Here is a 14010-nt window from a genome sequence, read left to right as displayed (position 1 = left end):
GTGGACCAGGAGGAACGTCATGGCAGACAAGGCGAACACTTCCCAAGGCACCGGAGCCGCGCCCGCTGTGGACAGCCCGGACGCCATCCGCAACGTGGTGCTCGTCGGCCCGTCCGGGTCCGGCAAGACCACTCTCGTCGAGGCCTTGCTGGTGGCCTCCGGCGTCCTGAACAGACCCGGCACCGTCCTGGACGGAACCACGGTGTGCGACTTCGACGACGCCGAGATCCGGCAGCAGCGCTCGGTGGGCCTGTCGCTCGCCTCGCTGCCGCACGACGGCGTCAAGGTGAACCTGATCGACACCCCCGGGTACGCCGATTTCGTCGGCGAACTGCGGGCCGGACTCCGCGCCGCCGACTGCGCGCTGTTCGTGATCTCGGCGAGCGAGGGCGTCGACGAGCCGACCAAGGCGCTGTGGCAGGAGTGCGACCAGGTCGGGATGCCGCGGGCCGTCGTGGTCACCAAGCTCGACCACGCCCGCGCCAACTACCAGAACGCGCTCGCCACCGCGCAGGCCGCGTTCGGCGACAAGGTGCTGCCGCTCTACCTGCCCGCTGGTGACGGGCTGATCGGGCTGCTCTCCCAGACGTACTACGGCTACGCCGGGGGCAAACGCACGACCTCGGCCCCGGAGTCGTCGTACGGCGACCAGATCGAGGAACTGCGCGGCACTCTGATCGAGGGCATCATCGAGGAGTCCGAGGACGAGTCGCTGATGGATCGGTACCTCGAGGGCGAGGAGATCGACCAGAAGGTGCTGATCGACGACCTCGAGCGGGCCGTCGCGCGAGGTTCGTTCTTCCCGGTCATCCCGGTCTGCAGCGCGTCCGGGGTCGGCACGTCCGAGCTGCTCGAGGTCGCGACCAGCGGGTTCCCGTCGCCGCTCGAGCACACGCTGCCCGAGGTGTTCAGCCCGCACGGTGTGGCGCGCAAGGGCCTGACCTGCGACCCGGACGGACCGCTGCTGGCCGAGGTGGTGAAGACGACGTCGGATCCGTACGTCGGCAGGGTCAGCCTGGTGCGGGTGTTCTCCGGCACCATCAGGCCCGACACGACGGTTCACGTGTCGGGCCATTTCACGTCCTTCTTCGGTGCGCAGAACTCGCACACCGATCACGACGAGGACGAGCGGATCGGCTCGCTGTCGTTCCCGCTGGGCAAGGTGCAGCGGCCGGCGCCGGCCGTGGTCGCGGGCGATCTGTGCGCGATCGGGCGGCTGACCAGGGCGGAGACCGGCGACACGCTGTCCGACAAGGCGGATCCACTGCTGCTCAAGCCGTGGACGATGCCCGAGCCGTTGCTGCCGATCGCCGTCCAGGCGCATGCGAAGACCGACGAGGACAAGCTGAGTGGTGGGTTGCAGCGGCTGGCGGCCGAGGACCCGACGCTCCGCATCGAGCAGAACCCGGAGACCCACCAGATCGTGCTCTGGTGCATGGGCGAGGCCCACTCCGACGTCGTACTCGACGCCTTGGCCAACCGGTACGGCGTGACCGTGGACACCGTGGAGTTGCGGGTGCCACTGCGGGAGACATTCGGCGGGAAGGCGAAGGGCCACGGGCGGCACGTCAAGCAGTCCGGTGGCCACGGTCAGTACGCCGTCTGCGACATCGAGGTGGAGCCGCTGCCGCAGGGGTCCGACTTCGAGTTCGTCGACAAGGTGGTCGGCGGCGCGGTGCCGCGGCAGTTCATCCCGAGCGTCGAGAAGGGCGTGCGGGCGCAGATGGAGAAGGGTGTCCACGCCGGGTATCCGATGGTGAACATCCGGGTCACGCTGCTGGACGGGAAGTCGCACAGCGTCGACTCGTCCGACATGGCGTTCCAGATGGCCGGCGGGCTGGCCTTGCGCGAGGCCGCGGCCGCTACCAAGGTGAACCTGCTGGAGCCCGTGGATCTGGTGTCGGTGCTGGTGCCGGACGACCTGGTCGGCACGGTGATGAGCGATCTGTCCGGCCGGCGCGGGCGGCTGCTCGGCACGGACAAGGTCGGCGACGACCGGACCCTGGTGAAGGCCGAGGTACCCCAGGTGGAGATCACCCGCTACACGATCGACCTGCGGTCGCTGTCGCATGGCTCGGCGTCGTTCAGCCGGCAGTTCTCCCGGTACGAGCCGATGCCGGAGTCGGCAGCGGCGAAGGTGAAGTCGACCTGACGACTGTGAGCCGGCTCAGCCCTTGGTGTCGCGGCTGAGCCGGCGGCGGACGTCGCGGGACTTCAGGTACGCGGCGACGTCGTCGTACCGCTCGCTCTGGTTGGCGAACTCGATGTACGAGCGGACGCGGTGCAGCCAGTCGAGTGTCGACGGCTTGACCGTTGGCAGCGCCTCGGTCAGGTGCCGCATCGCGAGCGGCGGCTCGCCACCGCCGGCGAGCGCCTCGTCGATCACCCGGTCCACACCGCACTCGATCAGCGCGCGCAGGTCCGCGCCGCTGAACATCGGCGTCTGACCGGCGAGCGCCTTCAGATCCAGTCCGTCGGCCGGTACCTCCGTCACCAGCACGGACAGGATGTCGGCCCGCGCGGGCTCGTCCGGCGGCGGCACGAAGATCACCCGGTCGAACCGGCCGGGTCGCAACATCGCCTCGTCCACGTCCCAGGGCGCGTTGGTCGCGGCGAGGACGAGCAGGCCTTCGTTCTCGGAGCCGATCGCGTCGAGCTCCTGGAGCAGTACGTCGACCAGCCGGCGGGCCTCGGATCCGCCGTGCTTGTGCCGGGCGAAGGCCAGTGCGTCGAGCTCGTCGAGGAACAGGACGCACGGCGCGATCGCGCGGGCGCGCTCGAAGGCTTCGTGCAGGTTGCGCTCGGAGACGCCGAGGTACGGGTCCATCACGTCCTCGATCCGGACGTTGACGAACGGGAGACCGCACTCCCCCGCGGTCGCCCGCGCCAGCAACGTCTTCCCGCAGCCAGGCGGGCCGTAGAGCATCACGCCGCCGCCCGACTTCCGCCCGTACTTCTCGTACAGCTCCGGGCGGCTCAGCGGCAGGATGACCATCCGGTGGATGACCCGCTTGATCTCCTCCATCCCACCGACCTGGTCGAAGGTTGTGGTCTCCTTCGGCGTCTCCACGTCGTACGGCGTCCCTGCCTCGGGACCGACCTTGATCCGCACCCCGCTGCGCTCCGCGATCATCCCGTCGACCAACTGCTGCAGCCGACCGGTCCCCTCGACCACGCCCTGCAGACGGGCCGCCTCGAGCAAGCTCCGCAGCAGCGCAAGCCGCCCGTTCGCCGCCGCCAACTCGCCGACCGGCACGAACTGATCGTCCGGAAGCCCCTGCTGATCGAGGAGTACGACGTACTGGTCGAGCGCCTCCTCGGTGTCACCGGCAGTCACCAGCGACTCAGCCAGGACGAGCCGCAGCAGGACGTCGTCCGGGTTGGCCTCGACCGCCTTACGCAGCGCGACAATCCGGTCGTTGGTCATGTTCCCCACCTTCGGTTGAGCCAGCGGCGGACGAGGGGTGGGACCACCCAGGAGTACACGCAGAAGCCCAGCCAGATCATCGCGAACGCGAACGACAGCGGTCCCAGACCGGCGATCCGGAGACCGTAGATGATCGCCACCGCGCCGATCCAAACGACCAGCGGGTTGAGCCGCGCGAACGGCCGCAGCGGCAGCATCAACGGATGGTTGATCAGCTTGGCCTGACGAGCAGCAGCACGCAGGTCCGCGTCGCCGGGCTGGGACGCGGCCGCGGAGGCGAGCGAGGTGTACCCGGATCGCGAGTCGCCGGTGAGCATCGACGCCGTACCGTGCAGGGCCCGTGCGTTCGGGTCCTCGGGATCGTGGGACAGGGCCTCGGTGCTGTGGCGGTGCATGTCGCGGTCGTTGCCGAGGGCGAACGCGACCTGCGCGCGAGCGGCGGAGACGGCGGCGCTCTCGGGAGCGTGCGAGGCAGCGCGCTCGACCAGAGCGCTCGCCTTCTCGGCCTGACCGGCAGCGAGGCAGACGCGGGCGTAGCCGATCAGGAGGTCGGGGTCGTTTGGGTCCAGGCTGAGGCCCTGGAGGAAGGCGGCCTCGGCTTCGGGGAGTTGGCCCTCGGAGCGCAACGAGGAGCCCAGGACCTGGAGGAGCGGCGGGAAGGGGCCGTACTGGGCCAGGCCGTCGCGGAGTACGTCGATGGCCTCGGCGTTCCGGTCGAGGGTGTGCAGAGCGGCGCCGCGGAACAGGTACGCCCGGTAATCGAGGGCCGCGTTACCCGTCAGGCCCTGGAGCTCGTCCAGGGTGCGCTCGGGATGGCCGATCTGGAGCCAGTGGCCGGCCATCTGGAGACGGGCCTCGGTCGGTTCGTTCACAAGACCCTCGCAGCGATGAGCAGGATCAGGGCTTCGGCGACGGCGCCGCCGATCGTGGCCGCGGTGCCCGGCCCCCACAGCGACCCGTAGTCGGTGCCGCGGAGCTGGAAGGCGCGGTCCATCGGGCGCTGGAGCCGGAGCTGGGCGAGGCAGGTGAGGATGGCCACGACGCGGATGCCGACACCGAGACCGGACGCGAGGTCGTCGTCGCCGTTCAGCAGGCTGGAAACGGCGATCACGGCCACGAGGCCGCCGGCGCCGATGAGGAGGATGAGGCGGCGCTTGGCCGCGTCCACGCCGAGGCGGCGGGCGTTGAGCGAGGCGATGATCGTCGAGCCGATCACGCCGCCGAAGAAGGCGACGTACGCCTGCGACATCAGCCGGCACGGGCGCACCGACATGTCCACACCGGCGCCGATCGTCGGGCGCAACAGTTCGTCCGGCATGGGGCTCCTCGGCGGGCAGGGTTCGGCTCGCGCAGTGTATAGCCTGAGGCGATTCCGCCCTCCCCGTTCCTCCCGGCCGGGGCCGGCGCGGCGGGGCACTAGCCTGGGGCGATGAGCGAGAACTGTGTCTTCTGCGGGATCGTGGCCGGCACCAGTCCGTCGACGCCGGTGGCCGAGACCGACCGGGCGATCGCCATCATGGACATCAATCCCGCGACGGCCGGTCACCTGCTCGTGATCCCGCGAGCGCACTCGACCGACCTGCGGACGGCGGACGCCGAGGATCTGACCGCGGCGACCCTGCTCGCGCAGTCGCTGGTCGGCCGGGTGATCGAGCGCCTGAACGCCGACGGCGCCAACCTCCTCAGCTGCATCGGCGCGGCCGCGTGGCAGTCGGTCTTCCACACCCACCTGCACGTCATCCCCCGCTACCAGGACGACCCGCTCCAACTCCCCTGGCACCCGACCCCGGGTGACTTCGACCAGATCAACGCCATCGCCGCGAAACTGGTGTAACACTTCCCCACCCCCAAGACACTGCGGGGCTGACCGCACCTAACCAGCCCTGGAGTTGTCATGCTGCAGACAGCAACCGCACCCCGTTCGCGCGTGGGCGCGCGACTCGCGCCGCTCTGGGTCGCCGCCTTCCTGCAAGGGGTGGGCTTCTGGGTGCCGGTCGAGAAGCTGTTCCTCACTGGCATCGGGTTCGATGCGGCATCCATCGGGCTGATGGCCGCCGCGTACGCCGCGATGACGCCACTGGCCGAGGTCGTGTCCGGAGTGCTGGCAGACCGGTGGTCGCGGCGCGGGGTACTGATGGTCGCGGGCGTCGCGCTGGCGGTAAGCGTCTTCATCGGTGCGGTGAGCCAGAACGTGGCGACGTACATCGTGGCGGCGCTCATCCTCGGGATCTACTTCGCCATGTACTCCGGCACCGTCGAGGCGATCGTGTACGACGTGGTGCTCGAGGAGACCGGTGACAGCGCGGAGTACGAGCGCCGGATCGGCCGGGTCCGCTTCGTCGAGAGCATCGCGCTCGTCGGCAGCGCCCTCGCGGGCGGCTGGATCGCCGCAGCCCTCTCGCCCCGAGCGACCTACTTCCTCACCCTCCCGTTCGCACTCCTCTACCTCGTCGCCCTGACCCGGCTGCGTGAACCCAAGCTGCACCAGACCGCCGAGCGCACCGCGCTCCGAGACCACCTCCGAGTCACCTACCGCGCGATCACCAACCGCGGCCGGCTGATCCCGATCGCGGCCGCCACAGTGATGGCCGCGATGATCCTGCAGGCGATGTTCGAGTTCGGCCCGCTGTGGTTGATCACGCTCAAGACCGAGGCCGGGTACTACGGCCCGTTCTGGGCACTCCTGGTCGGCACGCTGGGCATCGGCGGCCTGCTCGCGAACCGGATCCACCTCGAGCGACCGCTTCCGCTCGCGATCGTCGTCCTGACCATGCTCGCGGCCTGCGTGACGATGACCACGAGCCGCAGCCTGGCCGCGCTGACGGCCGCGATGACCGCGCTGACCTTCCTGCTCGTCGTGATCGAAATCCACCTCAGTCGCCTGCTGCACGACGCGGTACCGTCGACGATCCGGACCGGGGTGGCATCCGGGATCAGTGCGGTCTCGTGGATGCTGTTCACGCCGTTCGCGCTCGCGTTCGGTGCCGTGAGCAAGCATGCCGGTGTGTACGTGTCCGGCTGGATGATCACCGCTGCGGTCGCGCTCGGCGGGGCCGCGCTCGTCTGGGTTCAGCGGCATGCTGACGCACTACGCTGAGCCGATGACGGACGACGCCCTCCTGGAGCGGTTGCGCGCCGGGGACGAGGACGCGTTCGGGGCGCTCGTGGACGGGTGGTCCGGCGGGATGCTGCGGCTGGCCCGGTCGTTCGTGTCGACCGAAGAATCGGCCGCGGACGTCGTCCAGGAGACGTGGCTCGCGGTGATCGAGGGCATCGACCGGTTCGAAGGCCGGTCGTCGCTGAAGACCTGGGTCTACCGGATCCTCACCAACACGGCCAAGCGGCGCGGCGTCCGCGAGCACAAGGTCGTCCCGATGAGCAGTGTCGACGACAGCGGCCCGACCGTGGACCCGAGCCGCTTCCGGCCGGCGGGCGATCCCTTCCCCGGTCACTGGTGGGATTTCCCGCCGGCCTGGCCGTCCCCCGAGCAAGGCCTGCTCACCGCCGAGGTTCGCACCCACCTCACCAACGCCCTGGCCGAACTCCCCGAGCGCCAGCGCCTGGTCGTCGTACTGCGAGACGTCGAGGGCTGCCCGTACGACGAAGTCTGTGAACTGCTCGGGATCACGCCGGCCAACCAGCGGGTCTTGTTGCACCGGGCGCGCGCGTTCCTGCGCGGCAAACTGGAGGAGTACTACCGACGGGAAGGTGATGACTCATGAGCGACCTCGAGTGCCGTGAGTTCGTCGAGCAGGTCACGGCGTTCCTCGAGGGCGCCCTGAGCACCGAAGCCGAGCAGGACTTCGTCGACCATCTCGCTCTGTGCGACGGCTGCGAGCGTTACCTCGACCAGATCCGCCAGACGTCGCAGGCACTCACCGACCTGCCCGCCGCCGCTCTGCCGGGTGACGCCCGCAGCGCACTCCTCAATGCGTTCCGCGATCGCCGCTGACCGACCCGAAGAACTCGCGCACGTCCTGCAGCGACTAGCCGAGCGCTACCGCCGCGCGACCAGCTCGTAGACGGACAGCAACTCCGGGAGCAACACCGACCAGTCATAACGCGGTACGGCGCTCAGTCCCGCGGCGCGGAGCTTGTCACGCTCGTCCGGCGAGCTGAGGAGCCTCAGTGTGCGAGTGGTGAGCTCATCCGCGTCGCCTGGCTCGAACAGCTCCCCCAGCCGTCCGCCGTCGAGCACCTGGCGGAAGGCGGCCAGGTCACTCGCCAGCACGGGCGCCCCGGCGGCCATGGCCTCGAGCAGGACGATGCCGAAGCTCTCACCGCCCAGATGCGGCGCGACGTACAGATCCGAACCGGCCAGCATGTCCGCGCGGGCCTCGTCGTCGACAGCGCCCAGGAACAGGACGTTGTCGCGACAGTGCGCCGGCAGCAGGCGGCGGGCCTCGTCGGCCTGACCGGCGCCGGCGACCAGGATCTTCAGTCCGGGACGTTCGGCGACCAGCGCCGGCACAGCCTTCATCAGAACGCCGAGGCCCTTGCGATGCTCGTCCAGCCGGCCGAGGAAGCTGATCGTGCCGTCGGCGCCCAGCCACTCCCGCCGCGGACTGCCCTTGAAGTGAGCGGTGTAGAGCCCGTTCGGGATCACCACGGCCTCGCCGCCGATGTGCTGGACCATCATCGAGCGAGCGTTCTCCGAGACCGCGATCCGGGCGTCGATCTTCTCCAGCGCCGGCCGGAGCAGACCGGCCGCCGCACTCATCGCGCGCGACCGGACCTGCCAGGTGTGGAACGTCGCGACGAACGGCCCCTCCGCCGACCAGAGCGCGATGATCGACGCACTCGGCGTGGTCGGTTCGTGCACATGGACGACGTCGAAGTCACCCTCGGCCAGCCAGCTCTTCACTCGGGCGGCCGTACGCGGCCCGAAGGTGACCCGGGCGACCGACCCGTTGTACGGGACCCCGACCGCCCGGCCGGACGAGACGACGTACGGCGGAGCCGCGTCGGCGTCGTCGACCGGCGCCAGGACCGACACCTCGTGGCCCAGCGCCAGCAGCGCCTCGGCGAGGTCGCGCACGTGGTTCTGCACCCCGCCGGGCGTGCCCAGCGAGTACGGGCACACCACACCGATCCTCACGAAACGATTCTTACTGGTCCAGGAAAATCCTCTGCAGCATGTGCCAGTCCTGCGGATGTGCCGCAATCCCCTGGGCGAACGCGTCCGCGCAGCGCTGCGTCATCGCGGCCATGCCGCCGTCGGGGTCGATGGCGTCGTGGAAGGTGATGACCAGGTCGAGCCCGTCGTAGTGCAGGGTCACCGGGATGACCGGTGCACCCGTCCGCAGGCTCAGCGCGGCCGGACCGGCCGGCATCCGGGACGGACGGTCGAAGAACGTCACCGGGACCCCCCGCTCGGACAGATCCCGGTCGGCCACGAGGCAGACGAATGCGCCCGCGCGCAGGCGTTCCGCGAGTACGCCGATGACGTCCTCATCACCGCCCGTCAGCGGGAGGACCTCCATACCGAGCTTCTTGCGATAGGCGATGAAGCGATCGAACAGCGACTCAGGCTGCAAACGCTCGGCCACGGTCGACACCGGCATCCCGGTCAGGCCCGCCCAGGCGCCCGCGTGGTCGTAGTTCGCGAGGTGCGGCAGCGGGCAGATCACACCGCGCCCGGCGGCGTACGCGTCACGCACCAGCTTCTCGTTGACCGTCCGGACCCGCCCGACGATCTCCTCATCGCTCCACTCCGGCAGCCGGAACGCCTCCTGCCAGTAGCGCAGGTACGACCGCATCCCCGCCCGCGTCAGCGCGTCGAGCTCCGCCTCGGTCGCGTCCGGACGGACCACGGCCAGATTGCCGCGCAACCGCCGTACGCCGCGCCCGTTCCGGCGTACGGCGCGGTCCGCGGCCTGGTGGAACAGCCACGTGACGGTCCGCTCGGGCAGGCGTCGTACCAGCGCCCAGGCGAGCGCGAACGCCAGATCGACCGCCCACTGACGGAGGCCGCCCATCCTCAGCTCTGCGCGTCGGGTTCGGCCGGCGGCGGCGTGTCCAGGCCGGCATTGGCCGGGTCGGCCAGGACCTGCTTGCGGACCCCGAGTATCCGCTGGATCACGGTGATCGTGCTCGCGACGGCGACCGCCCAGAGCACGATCTCCAGCAGGATCGGGAGGTTCAGGACGTCGGAGAAGAAGGCCAGGATCAGGGTGAACACGAGCCGGTCCGCGCGCTCGGCCAGACCGCCGCTCGCCTTCAGTCCGAGGCTCTCGGCCTTGGCCCGCGCGTACGACGTGACCGCGCCCATCACCAGCGCCCACAGCGTCACCGCCGCCATCAGCGTCGAGTCGCCCGCCTGCGAGTTGGCGTAGTACAGCACCAGGCCGCCGTAGATCGCACCGTCGCCGATCCGGTCCAGGGTCGAGTCGAGGAACGAGCCCCACTTCGACGACGTCCCCGACGTCCGGGCCATGTACCCGTCGATCATGTCGGAGAACACGAAACAGGTGATGACCACGACGCCCAGCCAGAGCTGGCCGCGCGGGAAGAAGATCAGCGCGCCGGCGCACACCCCGATGGTGCCCACGAGCGTGACCGCGTCGGCGCTCACGCCGAGCTTGAGCAGGAGGTTGGCGATCGGCGTGATCACCTTGGTCCAGAACTGCCGGAATCTGTTAAGCATGGCGACGCGATCGTAGTCCAGCCGGATCACCATCAGGTGACAAGCCACCCGATTCCGCCTGCGAAAGACCTCGATTCGCGCGATCCTGGAGGCAGTGCGGCAGGAGGTGAGTGGATGCGGGCCGGGAGCCGGAGCGTGCTGGCGGGTGTGCTGGCCGTGCTGATCGCAGCCGGCGGGTGCTCGGTCGCGCGCAAGGCCAACGAGTCCCAGCCGCGGATCAGGCCGCTTCCGACCGTCGTCCCGACGGTCGTCGCTCCCCCGCAGGCCGAAGGCCTGGACGGTACGGCGGGCGCCCCCGGACCACAGGTGTGCACGGCGATCACCGGCACGCTGACCGCGAAACTCCGCCTCCCCGTCACCGCGAAGCCCAACGCCTGGAACGACGGCGGCCTGCCGTCCATGGATCTGTGCACCCTGCTCGTCCAGAACCGCATGGTGACGATCGGCGTCAGCGCGCTCCCGAGCCAGCCCGACACGCTCACCCGCCTCATGCACGGCGCCGCGACCATCCAGGCGCTGCCCGAGCTCGGGCCGCGGGCATTGATCGCCGACTCGCAACTCGCCTTCATCACCGGTGACCGGGCCGTCCGGATCACCCCGGCCGGTGGCATCGACAGCGGTGCTCTGAACGGAATCGACCGGGAGAAGGCTGTCACGATCGCGGTTGCGGCGCGGGACGCCGTACCTCGGAACCTGCGGCCGGCGCGACAGGTGGACGCGGCCTGTCAGCTGTCGAACTCGGCGGCCGAGCGGTTCGTCGGGTTGCGTGTGCAGTTGCGTCGGGACTACCGGGTCAAGGGCGCGTTGACCTGCATCTGGGGGACGTTCGACGCGACTGTGTCGATCGTCGAGGCGTTCGACCAGCCGAGCATCCCAGAGGCGGAGCAGGTGCCGCCGCCCCGGCTCGCCCCGATCGGCCAGCCGGGCTACTACCTGCCCGAAGCGGGCGAACTCGTCTTCCGCCAGGGCCGCCGGGTCGTCCGGGTCACCGCGCTGACCAACCCGCCGCGCGCAGTCTCCCTCGACGCCCTGACCGGCATCGTCGACCCACTGCTGCCCTTGTTCATACGCTGAAATGACCCGCGGCACCCTGTCGACTTCCATCGGAAGAACTTCACCGACCCCAACCTCGCCGGCGAGTGATCCATCGCGTCACCCCGTGTTTGCTGAGGCGGCGATCCGCAGGTCAGGGCTCGGTCGGCCAGGACTTGGCGAGCAGCGCCCGAGTGTCGGGCAGCAACTGCGGCAGGACCTTGGTGTGCGCGATGGCGGGCATGAAGTTGGTGTCACCTTCCCAGCGCGGTACGACGTGCTGGTGCAGGTGGGCCGCGATCCCGGCGCCGGCGATCTGCCCTTGATTCATGCCGATGTTGAAGCCGTGCGCACCCGAGACTGTGCGGACCGCCTGCATCGCTTCACGCGTCAGCGTGGCGACGTCGGTGACCTCTTCGGCGGTCAGCTCGGTGTAGTCGGCCACGTGCCGGTAAGGCACGACCATGAGGTGACCGGGGTTGTACGGGTACAGGTTCAGCACCGCGTACGCCGCCTCACCCCGGTGCACGATCAGCGCCTCGGCGTCCGGCAACCCCGGCAGCCGGCAGAACGGGCACCCCGACCCGGCCTCCGAGCTGGTCGGCTTGTTCTCCCCCTCGATGTACGCCATCCGATGCGGCGTCCACAACCGCAGGAACTCGTCCGGCACCCCGACCCCGTCCCGCAGCACGACCTCGTCCGGCGCGTACGGCGAGTCAGGTACGTCGCTGGAGGACGGGTTGTCGGGGGTTCCCGTCATACTTGGACGCGCTTCTGGACTGCTTCGACGATCTCGGCGACCGCGTCGGCGATCGGTACGCCGTTCTTCTGCGTGCCGTCGCGGTACCGGAACGACACCGACCCGGCGGCCATGTCGTCGTCACCGGCGATCAGCATGAACGGCACCTTGGATTTCTGCGCGTTCCGGATCTTCTTCTGCATCCGGTCGTCGGACGAGTCGACCTCGACCCGGATCCCGAGCGCCTTCAGCTGCGCGGCGACGTCGTACAGGTAGTCCACGTGGCCGTCGGTGATCGGGATGCCGATCACCTGGACCGGCGCCAGCCAGGGCGGGAAGGCGCCGGCGTAGTGCTCGGTCAGCACCGCGACGAACCGCTCGATCGACCCGAACAGCGCACGGTGGATCATCACCGGCCGCTGCCGGGAGCCGTCCGGCGCGGTGTACTCCAGCTCGAACCGCTCCGGCAGGTTGAAGTCCAGCTGGATCGTCGACATCTGCCAGGTCCGGCCGATCGCGTCCTTGGTCTGGACCGAGATCTTCGGGCCGTAGAACGCGGCGCCGCCCGGGTCCGGGACCAGCTCGAGACCGGAGCCCTCGGCAACTTCCCGCAGGGTCTCGGTGGCCTCGTCCCAGACCTCGTCGGACCCGACGAACTTGTCCGGGTTCTTGGTGGAGAGCTCGAGGTAGAAGTCGTCCAGGCCGTAGTCGGCGAGCAGGCCGAGCACGAACGTCAGCAGGTCGCGCAGCTCGTCGCGCATCTGCTCGCGGGTGCAGTAGATGTGCGCGTCGTCCTGGGTGAAGCCGCGGGCGCGGGTCATGCCGTGCACGACGCCGGACTTCTCCAGCCGGTAGACCGTGCCGAACTCGAACAGCCGCAGCGGCAGCTCCCGGTAGGACCGGCCGCGCGCGGCGAAGATCAGGTTGTGCATCGGGCAGTTCATCGGCTTCAGGTAGTAGTCCTGGCCCTGCTTGCGGATCTGCCCGTCAGAGCCGCGCTCCTCGTCCAGGTGCATCGGCGGGTACATGCCGTCGGCGTACCAGTCCAGGTGACCCGAGGTCTCGAACAGCTGGGCCTTGGTGATGTGCGGTGAGTAGACGAACTCGTACCCGTCCTCGACGTGGCGCTGGCGGGAGTAGTCCTCCATCACCTTCCGCAGCACGCCGCCCTTCGGGTGGAACACCGCGAGGCCGGAGCCGATCTCGTCCGGGAAGCTGAACAGGTCGAGCTCACTGCCGAGCTTGCGGTGGTCGCGCTTGGCCGCCTCCTCCAGCCGGGTCAGGTACGCCTTCAGCTCGTCGCGGGACTCCCACGCCGTCCCGTAGATCCGCTGGAGCTGCGGGTTCCGCTCGCTCCCGCGCCAGTACGCCGCGGCCGTCCGCATCAGCTTGAAGTTGCCCAGGTAGCCCGTGGCGGGGACGTGCGGACCACGGCACAGGTCCTTCCAGGCGACCGAGTCGTCGCGCCGGACGTTGTCGTAGATGGTCAGCTCGCCGCCACCCACCTCGACACTCGCGCCCTCGGCGGCGTCGGCCGCGGAGCCCTTGATGCCGATCAGCTCGAGCTTGTAGGGCTCGCTCGCCAGCTCGGCCCGCGCGTCGTCGTCGGAGACCACCCGGCGGCTGAACCGCTGCCGCTCCTTGATGATCTGCTGCATCTTCTTCTCGAGCTTGCCCAGGTCCTCGGGCGTGAACGGCGTGGGCACGTCGAAGTCGTAGTAGAACCCGTTCTCCACCGGCGGGCCGATGCCGAGCTTCGCCTCCGGGAACAGGTCCTGCACGGCCTGCGCGAGCACGTGCGCGGTCGAGTGCCGGATGATCGCCCGGCCGTCCTCGGACGACGCCTTGACCGGCTCGATCTGGTCGCCGTCGGCGACCACCCGGGACAGATCCCGCAGCTCGCCGTTGACGCGGGCGGCGATGGCGGAGCGGTCCTGACCGAAGATCCCGGCGAACAGCTCCCCGATCGTCGTCGTCTCGGTCACACTCCGCTCAGCCTCGCCCTCGACGCCGATCAGATGGACCTTGACTTCCGACACGTTCACTCCTCGGGTACGGCGACCAGCCGGTTTGCCGGTCAGCACAGATGGTATCCACTCCGGCGCCGCGCCCCGACGGCGTATCCACAGGCCCGCGGCACCTGACGAAAGTCGGGGGTCGGCCCAG

At 69.6% G+C, this 14010-nt stretch carries 14 protein-coding genes; 6 read left to right on the top strand and 8 right to left on the bottom strand.

Features of this window, described 5'->3' with window-relative positions; genetic code table 11:
- The first annotated feature begins 19 nt into the window (after nt 1-19).
- Nucleotides 20-2152, top strand: a complete 2133-nt coding sequence (locus OG558_RS32455; protein WP_405066376.1) for an elongation factor G-like protein EF-G2 — start codon at nt 20-22, stop codon at nt 2150-2152.
- A gap of 15 nt (nt 2153-2167) precedes the next feature.
- Here the strand turns inward: OG558_RS32455 and OG558_RS32450 are convergent, their stop codons facing one another.
- Genes OG558_RS32450 through OG558_RS32440 form a run of 3 tightly spaced genes read right to left on the bottom strand, consistent with a single transcriptional unit; the run spans nt 2168 to nt 4745 of the window.
- Nucleotides 2168-3427, bottom strand: a complete 1260-nt coding sequence (locus OG558_RS32450; protein WP_405066375.1) for a tetratricopeptide repeat protein — start codon at nt 3425-3427, stop codon at nt 2168-2170.
- On the bottom strand, nt 3424-4299 hold the full coding sequence (locus OG558_RS32445) for a tetratricopeptide repeat protein (RefSeq protein ID WP_405066374.1): 876 nt from the start codon (nt 4297-4299) through the stop codon (nt 3424-3426). Before OG558_RS32445 ends, OG558_RS32450 begins: the two co-directional genes overlap by 4 nt.
- Nucleotides 4296-4745 (bottom strand): hypothetical protein, encoded by a 450-nt coding sequence (locus OG558_RS32440; RefSeq protein ID WP_405066373.1) that lies wholly within the window; start codon nt 4743-4745, stop codon nt 4296-4298. Before OG558_RS32440 ends, OG558_RS32445 begins: the two co-directional genes overlap by 4 nt.
- A gap of 111 nt (nt 4746-4856) precedes the next feature.
- Between OG558_RS32440 and OG558_RS32435 the strand changes: the two genes are divergently transcribed.
- Genes OG558_RS32435 through OG558_RS32420 form a run of 4 tightly spaced genes read left to right on the top strand, consistent with a single transcriptional unit; the run spans nt 4857 to nt 7379 of the window.
- A complete protein-coding gene (locus tag OG558_RS32435) occupies nt 4857-5261 on the top strand; it encodes an HIT family protein (protein ID WP_405066372.1) in 405 nt (134 codons plus the stop codon).
- A 60-nt stretch (nt 5262-5321) separates the two neighbouring features.
- Complete coding sequence (locus tag OG558_RS32430; RefSeq protein ID WP_405066371.1) at nt 5322-6524, top strand: MFS transporter; 1203 nt, start codon at nt 5322-5324, stop codon at nt 6522-6524.
- Between the two features lie 4 nt (nt 6525-6528).
- Complete coding sequence (locus OG558_RS32425) at nt 6529-7149, top strand: RNA polymerase sigma factor (RefSeq protein ID WP_405066370.1); 621 nt, start codon at nt 6529-6531, stop codon at nt 7147-7149.
- Nucleotides 7146-7379, top strand: a complete 234-nt coding sequence (locus tag OG558_RS32420) for an anti-sigma factor family protein (RefSeq protein WP_405066369.1) — start codon at nt 7146-7148, stop codon at nt 7377-7379. The genes OG558_RS32425 and OG558_RS32420 overlap by 4 nt, the downstream gene beginning before the upstream one ends.
- 45 nt (nt 7380-7424) lie before the next feature.
- On the opposite strand, the gene OG558_RS32415 is transcribed toward OG558_RS32420, so the two are convergent.
- The 3 genes from OG558_RS32415 to pgsA are packed head-to-tail and all read right to left on the bottom strand — an operon-like array spanning nt 7425 to nt 10073.
- Nucleotides 7425-8525 carry a glycosyltransferase family 4 protein gene (locus OG558_RS32415; RefSeq protein WP_405066368.1) on the bottom strand — a complete coding sequence of 367 codons (1101 nt, stop codon included), beginning with the start codon at nt 8523-8525 and terminating at the stop codon, nt 7425-7427.
- A gap of 10 nt (nt 8526-8535) precedes the next feature.
- The gene (locus OG558_RS32410; RefSeq protein WP_405066367.1) at nt 8536-9405 is read right to left on the bottom strand and encodes a phosphatidylinositol mannoside acyltransferase; all 870 of its coding nucleotides are present in this window, start codon (nt 9403-9405) and stop codon (nt 8536-8538) included.
- 2 nt (nt 9406-9407) lie between these two features.
- Nucleotides 9408-10073 carry a phosphatidylinositol phosphate synthase gene (pgsA, locus tag OG558_RS32405; protein WP_405066366.1) on the bottom strand — a complete coding sequence of 222 codons (666 nt, stop codon included), beginning with the start codon at nt 10071-10073 and terminating at the stop codon, nt 9408-9410.
- Nucleotides 10074-10187: 114 nt separating this feature from the next.
- Here pgsA and OG558_RS32400 point away from each other — a divergent pair, with 114 nt between their 5' ends.
- Nucleotides 10188-11147: a hypothetical protein gene (locus tag OG558_RS32400; protein ID WP_405066365.1), complete on the top strand. Its 960-nt coding sequence runs from the start codon at nt 10188-10190 to the stop codon at nt 11145-11147.
- A 112-nt stretch (nt 11148-11259) separates the two neighbouring features.
- Here the strand turns inward: OG558_RS32400 and OG558_RS32395 are convergent, their stop codons facing one another.
- Complete coding sequence (locus tag OG558_RS32395; protein ID WP_405066364.1) at nt 11260-11865, bottom strand: HIT family protein; 606 nt, start codon at nt 11863-11865, stop codon at nt 11260-11262.
- Entirely contained in the window at nt 11862-13883 is a 2022-nt protein-coding gene (gene thrS / locus OG558_RS32390; protein WP_405066363.1) for a threonine--tRNA ligase, read from the bottom strand. Before thrS ends, OG558_RS32395 begins: the two co-directional genes overlap by 4 nt.
- Nucleotides 13884-14010 lie beyond the last annotated feature (127 nt).

Source organism: Kribbella sp. NBC_01510 (genome assembly GCF_045040325.1).
Taxonomy (GTDB): Bacteria; Actinomycetota; Actinomycetes; order Propionibacteriales; family Kribbellaceae; genus Kribbella.
This window is presented reverse-complemented; position numbering and strand designations above follow the sequence as displayed.